Source organism: Prauserella flavalba (assembly GCF_003202235.1).
GTDB lineage: Bacteria > Actinomycetota > Actinomycetes > Mycobacteriales > Pseudonocardiaceae > Prauserella_A > Prauserella_A flavalba.
In genome coordinates, this window is the sequence record NZ_MASU01000005.1 from 123,489 (window position 1) to 138,331 (window position 14,843).

13 protein-coding genes and 1 pseudogene are annotated in these 14,843 nt (G+C 72.2%); 7 read left to right on the forward strand and 7 right to left on the reverse strand.

The genetic code is table 11. The features are described 5' to 3' along the window. Nucleotides 1-30 precede the first annotated feature (30 nt). The 4 genes from BA062_RS07915 to BA062_RS07930 all read right to left on the reverse strand — a co-directional run bounded on the left by BA062_RS07915 (nucleotide 31) and on the right by BA062_RS07930 (nucleotide 3,962). Nucleotides 31-840 (reverse strand): cytidyltransferase, encoded by an 810-nt coding sequence (locus BA062_RS07915; RefSeq protein WP_110335419.1) that lies wholly within the window; start codon nucleotides 838-840, stop codon nucleotides 31-33. A gap of 82 nt (nucleotides 841-922) precedes the next feature. Next, nucleotides 923-1,774, reverse strand: a complete 852-nt coding sequence (catA, locus tag BA062_RS07920; protein WP_110335420.1) for a catechol 1,2-dioxygenase — start codon at nucleotides 1,772-1,774, stop codon at nucleotides 923-925. 14 nt (nucleotides 1,775-1,788) lie between these two features. Further along, nucleotides 1,789-3,354 (reverse strand): 4-hydroxyphenylacetate 3-hydroxylase family protein, encoded by a 1,566-nt coding sequence (locus BA062_RS07925; RefSeq protein WP_425452873.1) that lies wholly within the window; start codon nucleotides 3,352-3,354, stop codon nucleotides 1,789-1,791. Nucleotides 3,355-3,401: 47 nt separating this feature from the next. After that, a complete protein-coding gene (locus tag BA062_RS07930) occupies nucleotides 3,402-3,962 on the reverse strand; it encodes a flavin reductase family protein (RefSeq protein WP_110335421.1) in 561 nt (186 codons plus the stop codon). Nucleotides 3,963-4,079: 117 nt separating this feature from the next. On the opposite strand from BA062_RS07930, the gene BA062_RS07935 reads away from it, so the two are divergent. Beyond that, nucleotides 4,080-4,901 carry an IclR family transcriptional regulator domain-containing protein gene (locus BA062_RS07935; protein ID WP_110335422.1) on the forward strand — a complete coding sequence of 274 codons (822 nt, stop codon included), beginning with the start codon at nucleotides 4,080-4,082 and terminating at the stop codon, nucleotides 4,899-4,901. Nucleotides 4,902-4,911: 10 nt separating this feature from the next. Here BA062_RS07935 and BA062_RS07940 read toward each other — a convergent pair whose 3' ends face one another. Beyond that, a complete protein-coding gene (locus tag BA062_RS07940; RefSeq protein WP_210406801.1) occupies nucleotides 4,912-7,245 on the reverse strand; it encodes an ATP-binding protein in 2,334 nt (777 codons plus the stop codon). Between the two features lie 179 nt (nucleotides 7,246-7,424). On the opposite strand from BA062_RS07940, the gene BA062_RS07945 reads away from it, so the two are divergent. After that, on the forward strand, nucleotides 7,425-9,074 hold the full coding sequence (locus BA062_RS07945) for a flavin-containing monooxygenase (protein WP_110335423.1): 1,650 nt from the start codon (nucleotides 7,425-7,427) through the stop codon (nucleotides 9,072-9,074). Nucleotides 9,075-9,100: 26 nt separating this feature from the next. Further along, nucleotides 9,101-10,027: an alpha/beta hydrolase gene (locus BA062_RS07950; RefSeq protein ID WP_110335424.1), complete on the forward strand. Its 927-nt coding sequence runs from the start codon at nucleotides 9,101-9,103 to the stop codon at nucleotides 10,025-10,027. A gap of 21 nt (nucleotides 10,028-10,048) precedes the next feature. On the opposite strand, the gene BA062_RS07955 is transcribed toward BA062_RS07950, so the two are convergent. Beyond that, nucleotides 10,049-11,647, reverse strand: a complete 1,599-nt coding sequence (locus BA062_RS07955) for an alkaline phosphatase D family protein (protein WP_245959726.1) — start codon at nucleotides 11,645-11,647, stop codon at nucleotides 10,049-10,051. 160 nt (nucleotides 11,648-11,807) lie between these two features. On the opposite strand from BA062_RS07955, the gene BA062_RS07960 reads away from it, so the two are divergent. Further along, nucleotides 11,808-12,293 (forward strand): AMIN-like domain-containing (lipo)protein, encoded by a 486-nt coding sequence (locus BA062_RS07960; protein ID WP_110335426.1) that lies wholly within the window; start codon nucleotides 11,808-11,810, stop codon nucleotides 12,291-12,293. Nucleotides 12,294-12,335: 42 nt separating this feature from the next. Here the strand turns inward: BA062_RS07960 and BA062_RS39755 are convergent, their stop codons facing one another. Beyond that, entirely contained in the window at nucleotides 12,336-12,488 is a 153-nt protein-coding gene (locus BA062_RS39755) for a hypothetical protein (protein WP_168213903.1), read from the reverse strand. 75 nt (nucleotides 12,489-12,563) lie between these two features. Between BA062_RS39755 and BA062_RS40965 the strand changes: the two are divergent. The 3 genes and pseudogenes from BA062_RS40965 to BA062_RS07970 form a co-directional block, all read left to right on the forward strand. Further along, nucleotides 12,564-12,890, forward strand: a pseudogene (locus BA062_RS40965) (iron-containing alcohol dehydrogenase); the annotation flags it as partial. A gap of 97 nt (nucleotides 12,891-12,987) precedes the next feature. After that, the gene (locus tag BA062_RS40970) at nucleotides 12,988-13,653 is read left to right on the forward strand and encodes a dehydroquinate synthase/iron-containing alcohol dehydrogenase family protein (protein WP_281271625.1); all 666 of its coding nucleotides are present in this window, start codon (nucleotides 12,988-12,990) and stop codon (nucleotides 13,651-13,653) included. After that, the gene (locus BA062_RS07970) at nucleotides 13,653-14,546 is read left to right on the forward strand and encodes a dioxygenase family protein (RefSeq protein ID WP_110335427.1); all 894 of its coding nucleotides are present in this window, start codon (nucleotides 13,653-13,655) and stop codon (nucleotides 14,544-14,546) included. The genes BA062_RS40970 and BA062_RS07970 overlap by 1 nt, the downstream gene beginning before the upstream one ends. The last annotated feature ends 297 nt before the right edge of the window (nucleotides 14,547-14,843 follow it).

Genomic DNA, 14,843 nt, shown 5'->3' on the forward strand with positions numbered 1-14,843 from the left:
ACCAGGTTCACACCTCCAGCACGCTGGAGGTCAAGCACGGGAGAGGAAATCGAGCCCGGCCGGCCCCGGAGGCAGCGCGGGAGTGCGGATCAGCAGCTGACCGTGGGCGGTGATCTGGACGAACGTGGTGCCGCCGGTGGACAGCCGCGCGCGGTAGGAGCCGGGCGCGGGCAGTGCGGTGCCCGGCTCGACGGTCAGCGCCCCGGTGCGCCAGCCCACCATCCGCGCGATGCCCTCGACGCGGTGCGGTCGGCCGAGTACGCGCGCGGCGCCCTCGACGTCGCCGCGCGCGAGGCACGTCCGGATGTGCGTCGACGAACACGGCGTCCGGCCGTCGGCGGCGGGCAGCAGCTCCACCCCGTGCACGTCGACGTCGTGCTGGGCGCCGAGGCGCCGCAGCATCGCGAGGTCACCGCTGGCCTGGTGGCCGAAGGTGAAGTTGACGCCGACCACCACGGCCGCGGCCCGCAGCGCGCCGACGACGATTCGCTCGACGAACGCCTCGGGGCTCAGCCGTGCCAGCTCCTCCGTGAACGACAGCACGCACACGCCGTCGACGCCGTGCCGCCACGCCAGCTCGGCCCTGCGGTCGGCGGTGCTGAGCGCGGCGGTGTCCCTCGGCGCGCCGACCACTCGGGCCGGATGCGGATCGAACGTCACGAGCATGCTCGGCAGGCGCAGCGCGCGTCCGACGTCCAGCGTGCGGTCGATGAGCCGCGCGTGGCCCCGGTGGACGCCGTCGAAGACGCCGATCGTCACCACCTGGGGACCCAGGCCGGGCGGCAGCTCGGCGAGCCCCCGCCACAGCCGGGACCGCCTGCCCGTGGCCGGTGCCGTCATGGTCAGCTCCTCATGGTCACCCTGGCCCCGGCGGGACCGCTCTCGCCGCCGGGACCAGGGCCGTCCGGAAAGGACGGTGAGGTCACCCGCGCTCGAGCACGAAGTCGTACTCGGAGCGCAATGTGCCGTCGCCCTGCTCCACCGGGGTCAGCACCAGTTCGGGCTTGGTCGCCTGAGCGATGTCGCTGTCGAGCCATTCGCCACCCTCGAAGTACAGCTGGGTGGTGATCGGCCTGCAGCCGGGCGCGCGCACGATGAGGTGCAGGTGCGCGGGCCGCCACGGGTGCCAGCCCGCGGCGTCGATCAGCCGACCGGTGGGGCCGTCGGTCGGGATCTGGTACGGCGCGGGCTGCACCGTGCTGATCTCGAACCGGCCCTGCCCGTCCGTGACGACGACGCCGCGCAGGTTGCCGTCGGGCAGGTGCGGCGCGAAGCCCGAGTAGTAGCCCTCCGAGTCGGCGTGCCAGACGTCGAGCTCGGCCCCGGCGAGCGGGTTGCCGTCGGTGTCGCGGACCTGTCCCGCGAACACCAGCGCCGTGCCCTGCTCGCCGGGCCGGGCCGGCAGGCTCGCCACGGACGGCAGTTTCCGCTGGCCCGGCAGGTAGTACGGGCCGAGGATGCTGCCTTTGGTGCCCTGCTGGGTCTCCGCGGCGACGTCCTCGACGACGTGCTCGACGAACACGTCGAGGAACAGGGGCCACTCGCCGCCCTCGCCGAGGTCGATCAGCCACTGCTTGGCGGCCTGGAACTCGTCGTAGGTCACCTTCTCCGCGCGGATCGCGTCGTGCACGCCGGCGAGGATCCGGCCGACCACCGAGCTGACGCGCTCGGCCGACACCGCCGCGGCGGTGTGCTCCTGCCTGCTCGCCCGGAACGCCTGCGTCGCGGACGTGCCCGAGCCGCGCGCCGTGGGGGACTGGTCGGTGCTGGTCATGGTCTGCTCCTCGCTCAGCGCTTGGTGCTCATGAGGTCGGGAACGGTCCAGCCGTCGAGGTCGTACTCGGCCATGCACTGCTCGGCGAAGCCCTTCATGGCGTCGGCGGCACCGGACTGCTGGGCGGCGAAGAGCAGCTCCGCCCGCACGCCCTCGTGGTTGCCGGAGTAGTTGCGCTCGTAGAGCTCGTGCCTGCCACCGAACTCGCTGCCGATGGAGTCCCAGATCAGCTTCATCAGCTTCACGCGCTCGATCGCGTCGATGCCGTTGGAGCCACGCACGTACTTGTCGAGGTACGGGCGCGTCTCGGGCGACTTGAAGTCGTCCGCGTGCGAGGGCAGGTAGATCAGGCCGCTGCCGAGGTCCTGCATGATGATCTCGCGTACGCGCGGGTAGCCGATGGTCATGAACCAGCGGTAGGCCAGGCCGTAGTCGAGGTGCGGCAGCACCGCGCCGTCCTGCCACTGGTCCGGGTTGGCGGCCATCGCGTCGGACAGCGCCCAGAACATGTTGCGCCAGCCGATGACCTCGCCGACGCGGGTCTGGATGCCGCGGAAGTCCTTGGTGCCGGTGGCCTCCACGCCCTTCATCAGCAGCCCGGCGATGAAGTCGAGCTTCACGGCGAGGCGGGTGACGCCGTGGAAGGTGAAGCGGTGCAGGAAGCCCGAACCGGGGAAGAACGTGCTCGCCTTCTCGGCGTCACCGTAGATGAAGACGTTCTCCCACGGGATCTTCACCTTGTCGAGGATGAAGATCGTGTCGTTCTCGTCGAAGCGCGACGAGAGCGGGTAGTCGAACGGGCTGGAGGTGCTGTCCGCCACGTTGGCGTAGGAGTTGCGGCAGATGAGCTTCATGCCCGGGGCGCCCATCGGCACGGTGCACACGAGCGCGAACTCGCGCTTCTTGATCGGCAGGCCGTAGTGGGCGATGAAGTTGTAGTTGGTGATGGCCGAGCCGGTGGCGACCACCTTGGCACCCGACACGATCAGGCCGTCGTCGCGCTCGTCCTCGACGTGGATGAAGATGTCCTTCACGTCGTCGGGGTTCTTGTCGCGGTCCACCGGCGGGTTGATGATCGCGTGGTTCCAGTACAGGACCTTCTCCTGTGACTCGGTGTACCAGCGGCGGGCGTTGTCGGCGAAGGGTTCGTAGAAGTCGGCGTTGGCGCCGAGTGTGCCGAGGAACGCGGCCTTGTAGTCGGGGCTGCGGCCCATCCAGCCGTAGGTCATCTTCGCCCACTCGGCGATCGCGTCGCGGTCGGCGAGCAGGTCCTCGCGGCTGCGGGGGGTGCGGAAGAACGGATGTGTGAACCCGCTGCTGCCCGTGTCGGTGGGTGCGGTCAGCACGCGCTGCCTGTCCGGGTCGTGCAGCGCGTCGTAGAGCCGCGCGGTCATGCGCACCGAGTTGCGGAACGCCGGATGAGTGGTGACGTCCTCGACCTTGTCGCCGTAGATGAACACCTCACGGCCGTCGCGGATGCTTTCGATGTACTCGTCACCGGTCATCGGGCGCGTGTTCCTCGGAGCGCTCGCTCCGTTCGCGGCGGTGCCGGCGGCTTCGTCACGCTGCTCGACTGTCATCAGTACTTCCCTTCTCCATTGATGGGGCTCGTTGACCGCGTCGCGGTTCAGGCGGGCACGCGCTGGTAGGCGCCCGCCGAGGGCATGCCGAACCAGCTGCTCTCCGGGCAGTCGACGGACGCGGCCCAGTGGTGGCCGCTGTCGAGTGCGCGCAGGGAGCGGAACCGGCCCGCGAAGAACAGCAGGGGTTCGGCGTCGGTCAGCTCCAGGTCGACGACCTCGCCGAGGACGATCAGGTGGTCGCCGCCGTCGTACGTGCGCCAGGGCCGGCAGGAGATGGTCGCCGCGTTGCCGACGAGCACGGGGGCGGTGGGGCCCTGTGCCCACAGGGGACCGGGCTCCTGCGGCTTTCCGGCGAAGTGCCACGCGATGTCCTGCTGCTCGGCGGCGAGCACGTTCACGGCGAACGGTGCGCCGTCGAGGTAGCCACAGGCCTTGGACCGGCGGGTCAGCGTGACCTGACACAGCGCGGGCTCCAGCGAGACGGCCGTGAAGGCGTTCACGGTCGCGCCGTGGGGCTCACCGGCTTCGTTCTCGCAGGTCACCACCGTCACGCCGGTGGCGAACCGGCCGAAGCCGTTGCGGATCTCCCGCTGATCCAGGGTCATCGTCGACACCTCCTGTACGCTTTGCGTACACTCTGACCGCTATGCGTTCAACAGGTGGAAGGGTGCACCGGGGACGGCTTGGAAGTCAAGACCGGGATTGCGGGAAGATGGCTGACGATGACCAAGGACGAGAACTCGCGCGATCACATCCAGAGCCTGGAGCGGGGCTTTCAGGTGCTGCTGGCCTTCGACGCCGAGCGGCCCAATCCCTCGCTCGCCGAGCTCGCCGCGGCCACCGGGCTGTCCCGGCCCGCGGTGCGGCGGATCCTCATCACGCTGCAGAGCCTCGGCTACGTGAAGGGGGAGGGCGGGCACTGGTCGCTGACGCCGCGGGTGCTGAGCATCGGCCAGCACTACTCGGCCTCGCACGCCATGATCGAGCTGTCCCAGCCGCACCTCCTGCGGCTCGCGGAACAGACGAGCGAATCCGCGTCACTCGCCGCGCTCGACGGCACCGATGTCGTCTACATCGGACGCGTTCCGGTGCGGCGCATCATGAGCATCAACATCGCGATCGGCTCCCGCGTGCCCGCGTACGCCACGTCGATGGGGCGGGTCCTGCTGGCGTGGGCTCCGCCGAAACACGTCGACGAGGTCATCGACGCGGGCCTGCGCCCGCTCACCAAGAACACCGTCACCGACCCCGAGGAGTTCCGCCGCGAGCTGCGCACGGTGCGCGCCCAGGGCTACTCGATCGTCGCCGGTGAGCTCGAAGAGGGCCTGCTGTCGGTCTCGGCCCCCGTCCGGGACCAGTCGGGCACCGTGATCGCCGCGCTCGCGTCCTCGACGTCGAGCGGCAGGGCGACCGTGGACGAACTGCGCGCCGAGATCGCCCCGCTCGTCGTGCGCACCGCCGACGCCATCAGCGCCGACTACGGCCACCGGGCCTCGGGCAAAGCGATCTCCACCGTGCACCGCGAGCACGAGGGCTTCTTCTGACGCGCCCGGCTCAGCCCGCCGCGCTCGCCGCGACCCACGACGCGACCTGCGTGCGCGACGAGAAGTCGAGCTTGCGCAGGATCCGCTCCACGTGCCCGTCGACCGTGCGCGATGAGATCGTGAGCCGCTCGGCGATCTCCTTGTTGGACAGTCCGTCCGCGATGAGCGTGGCGACCTCCTGCTCGCGCCGCGTGAGCGGCGCCACCGGTTCGCTCCCGCACGCACGCGGCGCCCGTCGCACCGGTGGCCCCGCGTGCGCGGCCAGCTCGAGTCCCAGCGCGACGGCCTCCGACACGGTGACGTTCGCGTAGCGCTCCCGGATCGCCAGCGCGCGCTCGGCCCCCAGCGCCTCCTCGATGCGGGCGGCGCAGTCACGAGCGTCGGCCAGCGCGTGGGGCCCGAACGCCTCCAGCGTGGTGCCCAGCTGCCGCCAGACCGACCCCGCGACGGCCGCGAGCACGGCGGCGTTCTCGACGTGGCCGTAGGCCGCGGCCACCCACGACGCCACCTCGGTGCTCAGCGCGGTGCAGACGCCGTCGCGGAAATCCCGTTCGATCTCCATCGTGCCGGTGATCGCCTCCCTCGCCGCCACCCGCTCGCCCAGGTGGACGTGGCAGATCGCCGACACCCAGAGCGCGTAGCCGTGCGCCCACAGCTCGCCGTGCCGCCCGCTGAGCTCCCGCACCTCCCGGCACGTCCGCAGCGCCTCGTGCTCCCGCCCCGCGTACGCCTGCGCCATAGCCAGCTGGAACGCCGCCGTGAGCTCGGCGCCGGGATCGCCGACCTCGCGGTGTATCCGGATCGCCTCGCGGTAGAGCCGGATCGACGGCTGCAGGTCGCCCTCGAAGAGGTTGAGCAGTGCCCGCCAGTGCGCGGCGTGCCCCGCCATCGCCACGTCGCCGAGGTCCTCGGCGATCCGCGCGCACTCGCCGAGGTAGCCCCGCGCGACCCCGCGGTCGCCCTGGATCAACGCGACCCACGCGGCCACCCACAGCGCGTGGCCCCGCTCCGGGACGGCCGGCTCCAGGCGGTCCAGCAGCCGCTCGAGCCAGCGCCGGCCGTAGGTGAGGAACCCGCCCGCGATCCAGTGGTAGCGCAGCAGCGAGGCCAGGTCGGCGCCCGCGCGTTCCTCACCGGGCGTGTCGGCGGACCAGGCGAGCGCCGCGAGCAGGTTCGGATGGTCCTCCCGCAGCTGCGCCAGATCCTCCGCCTGATGCGGGCCACACCAGCGCTCCACCATCGCCGCGGCCCGCGCGCGGTAGTGGTCGCGGTGCCGCCGGTGCAGCAGCTCCCGCTCACCCGAGGCGTCGAGCAGCTCCAGCCCGTACTCCCGCAAGGTCACGAACTGCCGGTAGCGGATGCGCTCGCCGGTGCGCTCGGCGACGAGCACCGACTTGCCGACCAGGCCGTCGATCGCGTCGAGCAGCCGGTCGTCGGTCAGTTCCCCGAAACCGCACACGCCCTCGATCGGCTCCAGGCCCACCGCCGACGGGAACACCGCCAGCCGCGCCCACAGCAGCCGCTCGTCCGGCCCGCACAGGTCGTGGCTCCAGTCGATCAGCGCCCGCAGCGAGCGATGCCGGGGCCCCGCGCCGCGGTGGCCGCTGCTCAGCAGCTGGAACCGCCGGTGGAGCCGGGCCACCACCTGCGACACCGACAGCGACCGCAGCCGCAGCGCGGCCAGCTCGATCGCCAGCGGCATACCGTCGAGCTGCTTGCACAGCTGCGCCACGGCCTCGCGGTTGTCCGGGGTCACCACGAACCCTGGCAGCACCGCGCGGGCGCGGTCGACCAGCAGCCGCACCGCGGGCACGTGGTCGAGCGAGCCCGCGCTCGCGACGTCGGCGTCGCTGGGCACGGCGAGCGGCGTGAGCAGATGCACCTGCTCGCCCGCGATGCCCAGCGGCTCACGGCTCGTCGCCAGCACCCGCAGCCCCGGAAGCGCGTCGAGCAGGCGCGTCACGAACCGGGCGCCCGCGTCGAGCAGGTGCTCGCAGTTGTCGAGCAGCAGCAGCGCCGTGCGGCCGCGCAGGTGGCCGATCACCCGGTCGGCCGCGGCCCGGTTCGACTGGTCCGCCACCCCGAGCGCCGTCGCGACGGCGGGCGCGAGCTGCGTGGGATCGGTGACGCTCGCCAGCTCGGCCACGTGCACCCCGTCGGGGAACGTGGCCCGCCCGGCCACCTCCAGCGCCGTGCGCGTCTTGCCCACCCCGCCGGGCCCGGTCAGCGTCACCAGCCGCGACTCCCGCAGGTGCGCCGCGAGCGCGGCGAGGTCGTGCCGCCTGCCGACGAAGCTGGTCAGCCCCGCGCGATGCGCGTGCGCCGTCGGCGCGACGTCGGCCATGACGTCCTCCCGCTGTCGGTCCTGCGTGGACTCCGAGCATGGCACGAGCGGGGCACCACCCGGGTAGTGCCCGCGCCGCAGTGGGGTGGCGAATGGGGTGATCTCACCCTGCCCGGCCGGTGCCCCCGCGGCCCAGTGTTGACGCCGACCGACAACGCAGTCAGGAAGGCAGGTCCGCCGTGGCGGCTTCAACGACGACAGCCCGCACCACCCACGACGTCCTCATCATCGGCGCCGGCTTCGCCGGGCTCTACGCCGTGCACAAGTTCCGCGACCAGCTGGGTCTCGACGTCCTCGCGTTCGACGCCGCGGGCGACGTCGGCGGAACGTGGTACTGGAACCGCTATCCCGGCGCCCGCGTGGACATCGAGAGCGTCCACTACTCGTACTCCTTCGACGAGGACCTGCAGCAGGAGTGGCACTGGACCGAGAAGTTCTGCGCCCAACCCGAGATCCTCTCCTACCTCGGCCACGTCGCCGACCGCTTCGACCTGCGCCGCAGCATCCGGTTCAACACGCGCGTGACGGGGCTGACGTGGGACGACGACGCCGCCGAATGGGAGCTGCGCACCGACCGCGGCGGCGTCCACCGCGCGAAGTACGTGATCTCCGGAGCGGGGACACTGTCGGTGCCGAAGAAGCCCGAGTTCCCCGGCGTCGAGGACTTCCGGGGCGAGGTCTACCTCACCGGAAACTGGCCGCACGACGAACCGTCGTTCGAGGGCAGGCGGGTCGGGATCATCGGCGTCGGCTCCTCGGGCATCCAGGCCATCAGCGAGCTCGCCAAGACCGCCGGGCACCTGACCGTCTTCCAGCGCACCCCGAACTACGCGACGCCGATCGGCAACGAGCCCACCGACCCGGCCGAGGAGGCCGCGAACAAGGCAGGCTACCGGCGGATCAGGGAGGCCTCGCGCAACCACTTCCTCGGCGTGCCCTACACGGACGTGCAGCCCTCCGCACTCGCCGTCAGTGCCGAGGAGCGGCGCCGCGTCTTCGACGACCGCTGGAACCGGGGCGGGTTCCGGCTCTTCATCGACGCGTTCGGCGACATCCTCTTCGACAAGGCCGCCAACGACACCGCGGCCGACTACATCCGCGACCGCATCCGCGAGCGCGTGCACGACCCGGCGACCGCGGAGCTGCTGTGCCCCACGGACTACCCATACGGCACCAAACGGCCGCCGCTGGAGACCGACTACTACGAGGCCTACAACCGCGACGACGTCGAGCTCGTCGACGTCAAGGCCAACCCCGTCGCCGAGATCACCCCGCGCGGCGTGCGCCTGGCCGACGGCACCGAGCACGAGCTCGACTGCCTCGTCCTCGCCACCGGCTTCGACGCCTGCACCGGCCCCCTGCTCGCCATGAACATCGTGGGCCGCGACGGGCTCGCCCTCACCGAGCACTGGGCCGACGGCCCGCAGACCTACCTCGGCCTCATGTCCGCGGGCTTCCCCAACCTCTTCATGATCACCGGCCCGCAGAGCCCCTCGGTGCTCTACAACATGCCGCTCGCGATCGAAGACCACGTGGACTTCGCCGCCGACGCCATCGCCCACCTGCGACAGTCCACGCTGGACGTGATCGAGCCCGAGGCCGATGCCGAGCGCGCTTGGGTCGAGCACACCAACGAGCTCGCACAGGCCACCCTCCTGCCCACGTCGCCGACCTCGTGGTACATGGGCGCCAACATCCCCGGCAAGCCCCGCCGCGTGCTCGTCTACCTCGGCGGAGCCCCCGCCTACCGCGCGAAATGCGCCGAGATCGTCCACAACGGATACCAGGGCTTCCGCCTCACCGGCAGCGCGGCACTCGTCACCGCCTGAACCCCTTCGACCCCAAGGAGACCGGCATGCCTCTCGACCCCGCCGTCGCCCAGCTGCTCGACGGCCTGCGGCAACAGGGATTCCGGTCGTTCGAGCGGATCGGCGTCGACGCCACCCGCCAGGCGATCGAGACCTTCACCGGGCTACAGCACCCGCCGCGCGAGGTCGCCCGCGTCGTGGAGACCGCCTACGGCTCCGAGGACCGGCAGCGCGCCAGGATCTACGTGCCCGAGGGGGAAGGCCCGTTCCCGGTCGTGCTCTACCTGCACGGCGGCGGGTTCGTCGGCGGCGGCCTCGACGTCGTCGACGGGCCGGTGCGCGCGCTGGCCGCCGGCACCGGCGCGATCGTCGTCGCGGCCACCTACCGGCTCGCCCCGGAGGCGAAGTTCCCCGCCGCGCACGACGACACCTTCCAGGCCCTGCGGTGGGCGGCCAAGGAGGTGACCGCCTACGGCGGCGACCCGGCCCGCCTCGCGATCGCGGGCGACAGCGCCGGCGGCAACCTCGCCGTATCGGCGGCGCTGCGCGCCCACGAGGCGGGGGAGCCCGCCGTGGCCGCGCAGGTGCTCATCTACCCACTCGTCGACGCCACCGCCGACACACCGTCGAAGCGGGAGTTCGCCGAGGGCTACGTGATCCACACGGCGGCGCTCGAGTGGTTCGGCGCGCAGTACGTCACCGGGCCGGATGACCTCGCGGACCCGCGTCTCGCGGTCACCGGCTCGTCGTCGCTCGGCGCGCTCGGCCCGACCCTGATCCTCACCAACGAGTACGACCCGCTGCGCGACGAGGCGGAGCGGTTCGGCGCCCAACTGCGCGACGCCGGTGCGCGGGCGACCGTGCGCCGGTTCGACGGGCTCGTGCACGGCGTCTACTGGATGTCGGCGGCCGTGCCGCGCAGCGCCGAGCAGCACGACGCGGTGGTGTCGTTCCTGCGCGAGCACCTGCGCTGACGGACGTGCGCCCTGCTCCCGCTACGGGGTGAGCGGGAGCCGGGCGTACTCCACGAGTCCGTCCGGTTCGCTCAGCTCCAGCCACGCCTCCGCGCGGCGGCCCGTCAGCTCCAGTGTCGCGATGGCGTTGGCGAACCGTGGGCCGAGCACGCACGACCAGTCCAGCGGCGGCGGCTCCACCCCGGACAGCCGCGCCCACCGGCCCGCCGTCCAGGCCAGCGGCCGCCACCAGCCCGCGCGGAACGCCAGCCGCAGGTACGACGGCGCCGTGTTGTGCACCGGCGAGCACGTCAGCTGGTAGACCGCCGAGCGCAGCCGCCGGGGGAACCGCGCGCGGGCGAAGTAGCTGTGGTGCACGTCCCCGGACAGCACGCAGATCGTCGCCGGTGCGCCGTCGGCCGAGCCCGTGCGCTCGACCAGCCGCGCGAGCCGGTCGAACGACGACCGGAACGCGGCCCAGTGCTCGAAGTCGCCGGTCTGCCGGATCCACTCGGCGACGCGCCCGCGCCGTCCGGGTCTGCGGCACGCGGCCTCGTTCAGCGACTCCAGATGTGAGAACGCCGGTGGCAGCAGCCACGGCAGCGACGTCCCGATCAGGAGGTGGTCGTGCTCGCCTTCGGCACTCCGCTCGACCCAGCGGAACTCCTCCTCGTCGAGCATCGACCGGCGCCCGCCGCCGAGGATGCGCCCCGCCCTGCTGTCGATCACCAGCAGCAGGACGCGGCCGAACCGGCGCCGGTAGCTCCACCGCGCGTGCTTCACGGCGCCCAGCTCGTCGTCGGCCTCGTCGGCGAGCCTGCGGAGCAGCATGGTGCGGTCGCCGGGCCCGTCCAGCACGGCCGCCGCGGTGGGGTCCTCGGCGAGCTCGGCGGGGCCCAGGTTGCCGAGATGCTGGTACACCCAGTACGACATGAACGCACCGCGCAACCGCTCCTGCCACCACGGCCGTCGTCGCATCCGCTCGCGCCACACGTCGGAGGTGTTCCAGTCGTCGCGCACGTCGTGGTCGTCGAAGATCATCGACACCGGCACGGTGGAGAGCAGCCAGCGCACCGGCGGGTCGCACCACGTCTCGCGGTAGAGCCGGGCGTATTCGTCGAAGTCGGTCACCTCGGTGCCGGGGGGCTCGGTCAGGTCGCGCCGCGTGGCGAGCCAGGCTCGCGTCTCCGCCGTGGTCTCGTCGGCGTAGACCTGATCGCCGAGCAGCAGCAGCGCCCGCGGCCATGCGGACTCCGGCAGCCCGCGCATCCGCTCCGCATAGGACACCAGCGCGTCGGTGCCGAGCGAGTCGTGCTCATGCGGCTTACGGCAGGACCCGAAGACCAGGCGGAACGGCGCGTCGTCTCCGGGCAGTGTGCGGATGCGGCTGGCCGGGAACGGGCTGCCCGGCTCCGGCCACACCGTGCGGCCGTCGAGCCGCACCTCGTACGGCGTGCTCGTGCCGGGGGACAGGCCCGTGAGTACCACGAGCGCGTAGTGGTGGCCGCACACCTCGAACGTCGGGGCGCCCGCGTGGAGCACCGTGACCTCGCACGGCCCGCTGGTCTCCACCCACACCGTCGCCGACGACTCGTCGACATGCCGCAACAGGGGACCGAGTACGAGCTCGACGTCGTCCACGGCTGGATCGTAGCCGTGGCAACGGTTCGCGGCAGCGCTTCGCCGTCGGTCACGACTTCGTATCGCCGCGCTCCGGGGGCAACCGGGGCCCGTTCCGCGCGTCTGCCTGATACCCGGCGCCGGGACTCCCATTCCCCACTCCTCCGGCAGGAGGTCAGCGATGACCACCCTCACGCGGCGCGCGCTCGCGGCGCTCGCCGCCACCCTTCTGTTGCTCGTCGGCGTCGCCGTGTCGGCGTCGTCGGCCGCGCAGCCGACGACGCCGGTGCTGACCGGCATCCGCACCGGTCTCAACACCGGCTTCGACCGCGTCGTGCTCGACCTGAGCGGACCGAGGCCCACCGTCGCCTACCGGCTCGTCGACGAGCTGATCGCCGACGGTTCCGGCGAGATCGTCTGGCTCACCGGCGAGCACTTCGTCGCCGTCACCGCGACGCCCGCCGCCGCACACGACGGCAGCGGTGCCGCGACGTACCCGGGCCCGGTGAAGTTCCGCACCCGCAACCTGCGCAACGTGATGGCGGTGGCGGTCACCGGCGACTTCGAGGGCGTGCTCTCGGTCGGGCTCGGCACCCGGTACCGGTCGTGGGTGCGGGTTTTCACCCTCGGCGCGCCGACCCGCGTCGTCATCGACATCGGCCACTGAGGACGGACCGGGGGCCGTGTCCCGCCACGGCCCCCGGGGCGTTCACACCGCCGCCAGCAGGGTCAGGCCGTCGGGATACACAATGGACCGTCCTCGGTTCGCCTGCCACGTCATGATCGTCGGCTGGTCCGCGAGTCGCCCGCTCAGGACCGCGAGTTGTGCGTTCCGGACCGCGAGTTGTGCGTTCGCGCTCACGAGTGTCCCGTTCCGGCGCGGGCGACCTACGCTGAACGCCGGCCCGACAGCGACGACCGGCAACGGAGCATGATCATGGAGTTCGTCCACCGCACACTGCCCCAGCAGGTGTACTTCGGTGCGGGCAGAGCCGCGGCCAACCTGGCCGCGGAGGTCCGGCAGCGGGGCGCGTCACGGGTCATGGTCATCGCCTCGCCGCGTGAGCGGGAGCGGGCCGAACGGGTGTGCGCGCGGATCGACGTCGCGGTGTGGCACGACGACGTCGTGCAGCACGTGCCCGTCGCCACCGCCGAGAAGGCGAGGTCCGTCGCCGCCGAGCATGGCGCCGACCTGCTCGTGAGCATCGGCGGCGGTTCGACCACCGGCCTGGCGAAGGCCGTCGCGCTGACCCGCGGGATGCCGATCGTGGCGGTGCCCACGACCTACGCGGGTTCCGAGGCCACCGACGTCTTGGGGGCTGACCGAGGAGGCCACCAAGACCACCGGGGTCGACAGCCGCGTGCTGCCCGCCGCGGTGATCTACGACGCCGAGTTGACCCTGTCGCTGCCGGTGGGGCTCTCGGTCGCGTCCGGGCTCAACGGGCTCGCGCACTGCGTCGACGGCATGTGGGCTCCCCGCGCGGACCCGATCAACCAGGCACTCGGCGCCGAGGGCATCCGGGCACTGGCCCGTGGCCTGCCGCTGATCGCCGGCGACCCCTCCGGGATCGAGGGCCGGGAGCTCGCCCTCTACGGCGCCTACCTCTCGGCGGTGGCCTTCGCGTCGGCCGGATCCGGGCTGCATCACAAGATCTGCCACGTCCTCGGAGGCACCTACGAGCTGCCGCACGCCGAGACGCACGCGACCGTGCTGCCGTACGTGCTGGCGTTCAACGCTCCGGCGGCCCCGGAGGCGGCGGGCCGTATCGCGCACGCGCTCGGCAGCGACTCCGGCACCGCCGAGGCCGCCGTGGCCGCCCTCGACGAGCTGCGCGTGCGGCTGCACGCGCCCACCGCGCTGCGGGACTACGGCCTGACCGAGGCGGACCTGCCCGGCGCCGTCGAGCGCGTGCTCGCCGTGGTGCCGCCCTCGAATCCCCGGCCCGTCACCGGGAACAACCTGACCGCATTGCTGCGGGCCGCGCTCACCGGAGCCGCCCCCGCGACCCAGCTGGAGGAGATCTGATGCCGGACGAGCAGGCCCGCCGGGAGGAAGCACTCGTCGAGGAGGTGCTCGCGTCCTTCGACGGCGCCTCGCCGCGGCTGCGCGAGGTCATGCGGTCGCTGACGAAGCACCTGCACGACTTCGTGCGGGAGGTGCGGCTCACTGAGCGCGAGTGGGCGGCCGGCATCGAGTTCCTCACGAAGGCAGGCCATATCACCACCGAGACACGACAGGAGTTCGTGCTGCTCTCCGACGTGCTCGGGGCGTCGATGCAGACGATCGCCGTGAACAACGAGGCGTACGGCAACGCGACGGAGGCCACCGTCTTCGGCCCGTTCTTCGTCGAGAACTCGCCGGAGATCGCGCAGGGCGGCGACATCGCGGGCGGGGCGCCGGGCGAGCCGTGCTGGGTCGAGGGGACCGTCACCGACACCGACGGCAACCCGCTGCCGGGCGCCCGGATCGAGGTGTGGGAGGCCGACGAGGAGGGGTTCTACGACGTCCAGTACGACGACGACCGCGTCGCGGGCCGCGCGCACCTGTTCGCCGACGCCGACGGTGCCTACCGGTTCTGGGGGCTGACCCCCACGCCGTACCCGATTCCGCACGACGGCCCGGTCGGCGCCCTGCTCGAGGCCGTCGGCCGCTCGCCGATGCGCGCCTCGCACCTGCACTTCCTGGTGTCCGCACCGGGCAGGCACACGCTCGTGACGCACATCTTCGTGGAGGGCGACGAGTACCTGCGCCGCGACAGCGTGTTCGGCGTCAAGGACTCGCTCGTCAAGCGCTTCGAGCGGCAGGCCGCCGGCACGCCGGCCCCCGACGGCCGCGACCTCGGCGACCGCACGTGGTCCCGCGGCCGTTTCGACATCGTTCTGGCGCCGGAGCAGGCCGACGCCGGCTCTGCCGGGTAGCCGGGCCCCGCAGACCGTCCACACGCGACTCGCGGGCGCCGTCCGCGCGCCCGCGAGTCGTGCGTTCCTGCTCGCGAGTCGTGCGTTCCGGTTCGCGAGTCGTGCGTTCCCGCCGATCCCCGCGCACCTACTCGCGCCACCCCGCCGCTCCCGAACGCACAACTCACCGTCCCGAGCGCACGACTCGCGGTCCTGAGCGCACGACTCGCGGTCCTGAGCGGGCGACTCGCGGGGTGGTTGACCCGCATTGTGGGTGTGTGTTCATAATGTGAGTCGCGCGCAGGAGTGGCTCCTTGC

Excerpts from the sequence above, each read along its gene's own strand:
- BA062_RS07925 (WP_425452873.1), bottom strand. The coding sequence starts at position 3,354 with ATGACAGTCGAGCAGCGTGACGAAGCCGCCGGCACCGCCGCGAACGGA.
- BA062_RS07935 (WP_110335422.1), top strand. The coding sequence starts at position 4,080 with ATGACCAAGGACGAGAACTCGCGCGATCACATCCAGAGCCTGGAGCGG.
- BA062_RS07940 (WP_210406801.1), bottom strand. The coding sequence starts at position 7,245 with ATGGCCGACGTCGCGCCGACGGCGCACGCGCATCGCGCGGGGCTGACC.
- BA062_RS07960 (WP_110335426.1), top strand. The coding sequence starts at position 11,808 with ATGACCACCCTCACGCGGCGCGCGCTCGCGGCGCTCGCCGCCACCCTT.
- BA062_RS07970 (WP_110335427.1), top strand. The coding sequence starts at position 13,653 with ATGCCGGACGAGCAGGCCCGCCGGGAGGAAGCACTCGTCGAGGAGGTG.
- BA062_RS07915 (WP_110335419.1), bottom strand. The coding sequence starts at position 840 with ATGACGGCACCGGCCACGGGCAGGCGGTCCCGGCTGTGGCGGGGGCTC.
- catA (WP_110335420.1), bottom strand. The coding sequence starts at position 1,774 with ATGACCAGCACCGACCAGTCCCCCACGGCGCGCGGCTCGGGCACGTCC.
- BA062_RS07930 (WP_110335421.1), bottom strand. The coding sequence starts at position 3,962 with ATGACCCTGGATCAGCGGGAGATCCGCAACGGCTTCGGCCGGTTCGCC.
- BA062_RS07950 (WP_110335424.1), top strand. The coding sequence starts at position 9,101 with ATGCCTCTCGACCCCGCCGTCGCCCAGCTGCTCGACGGCCTGCGGCAA.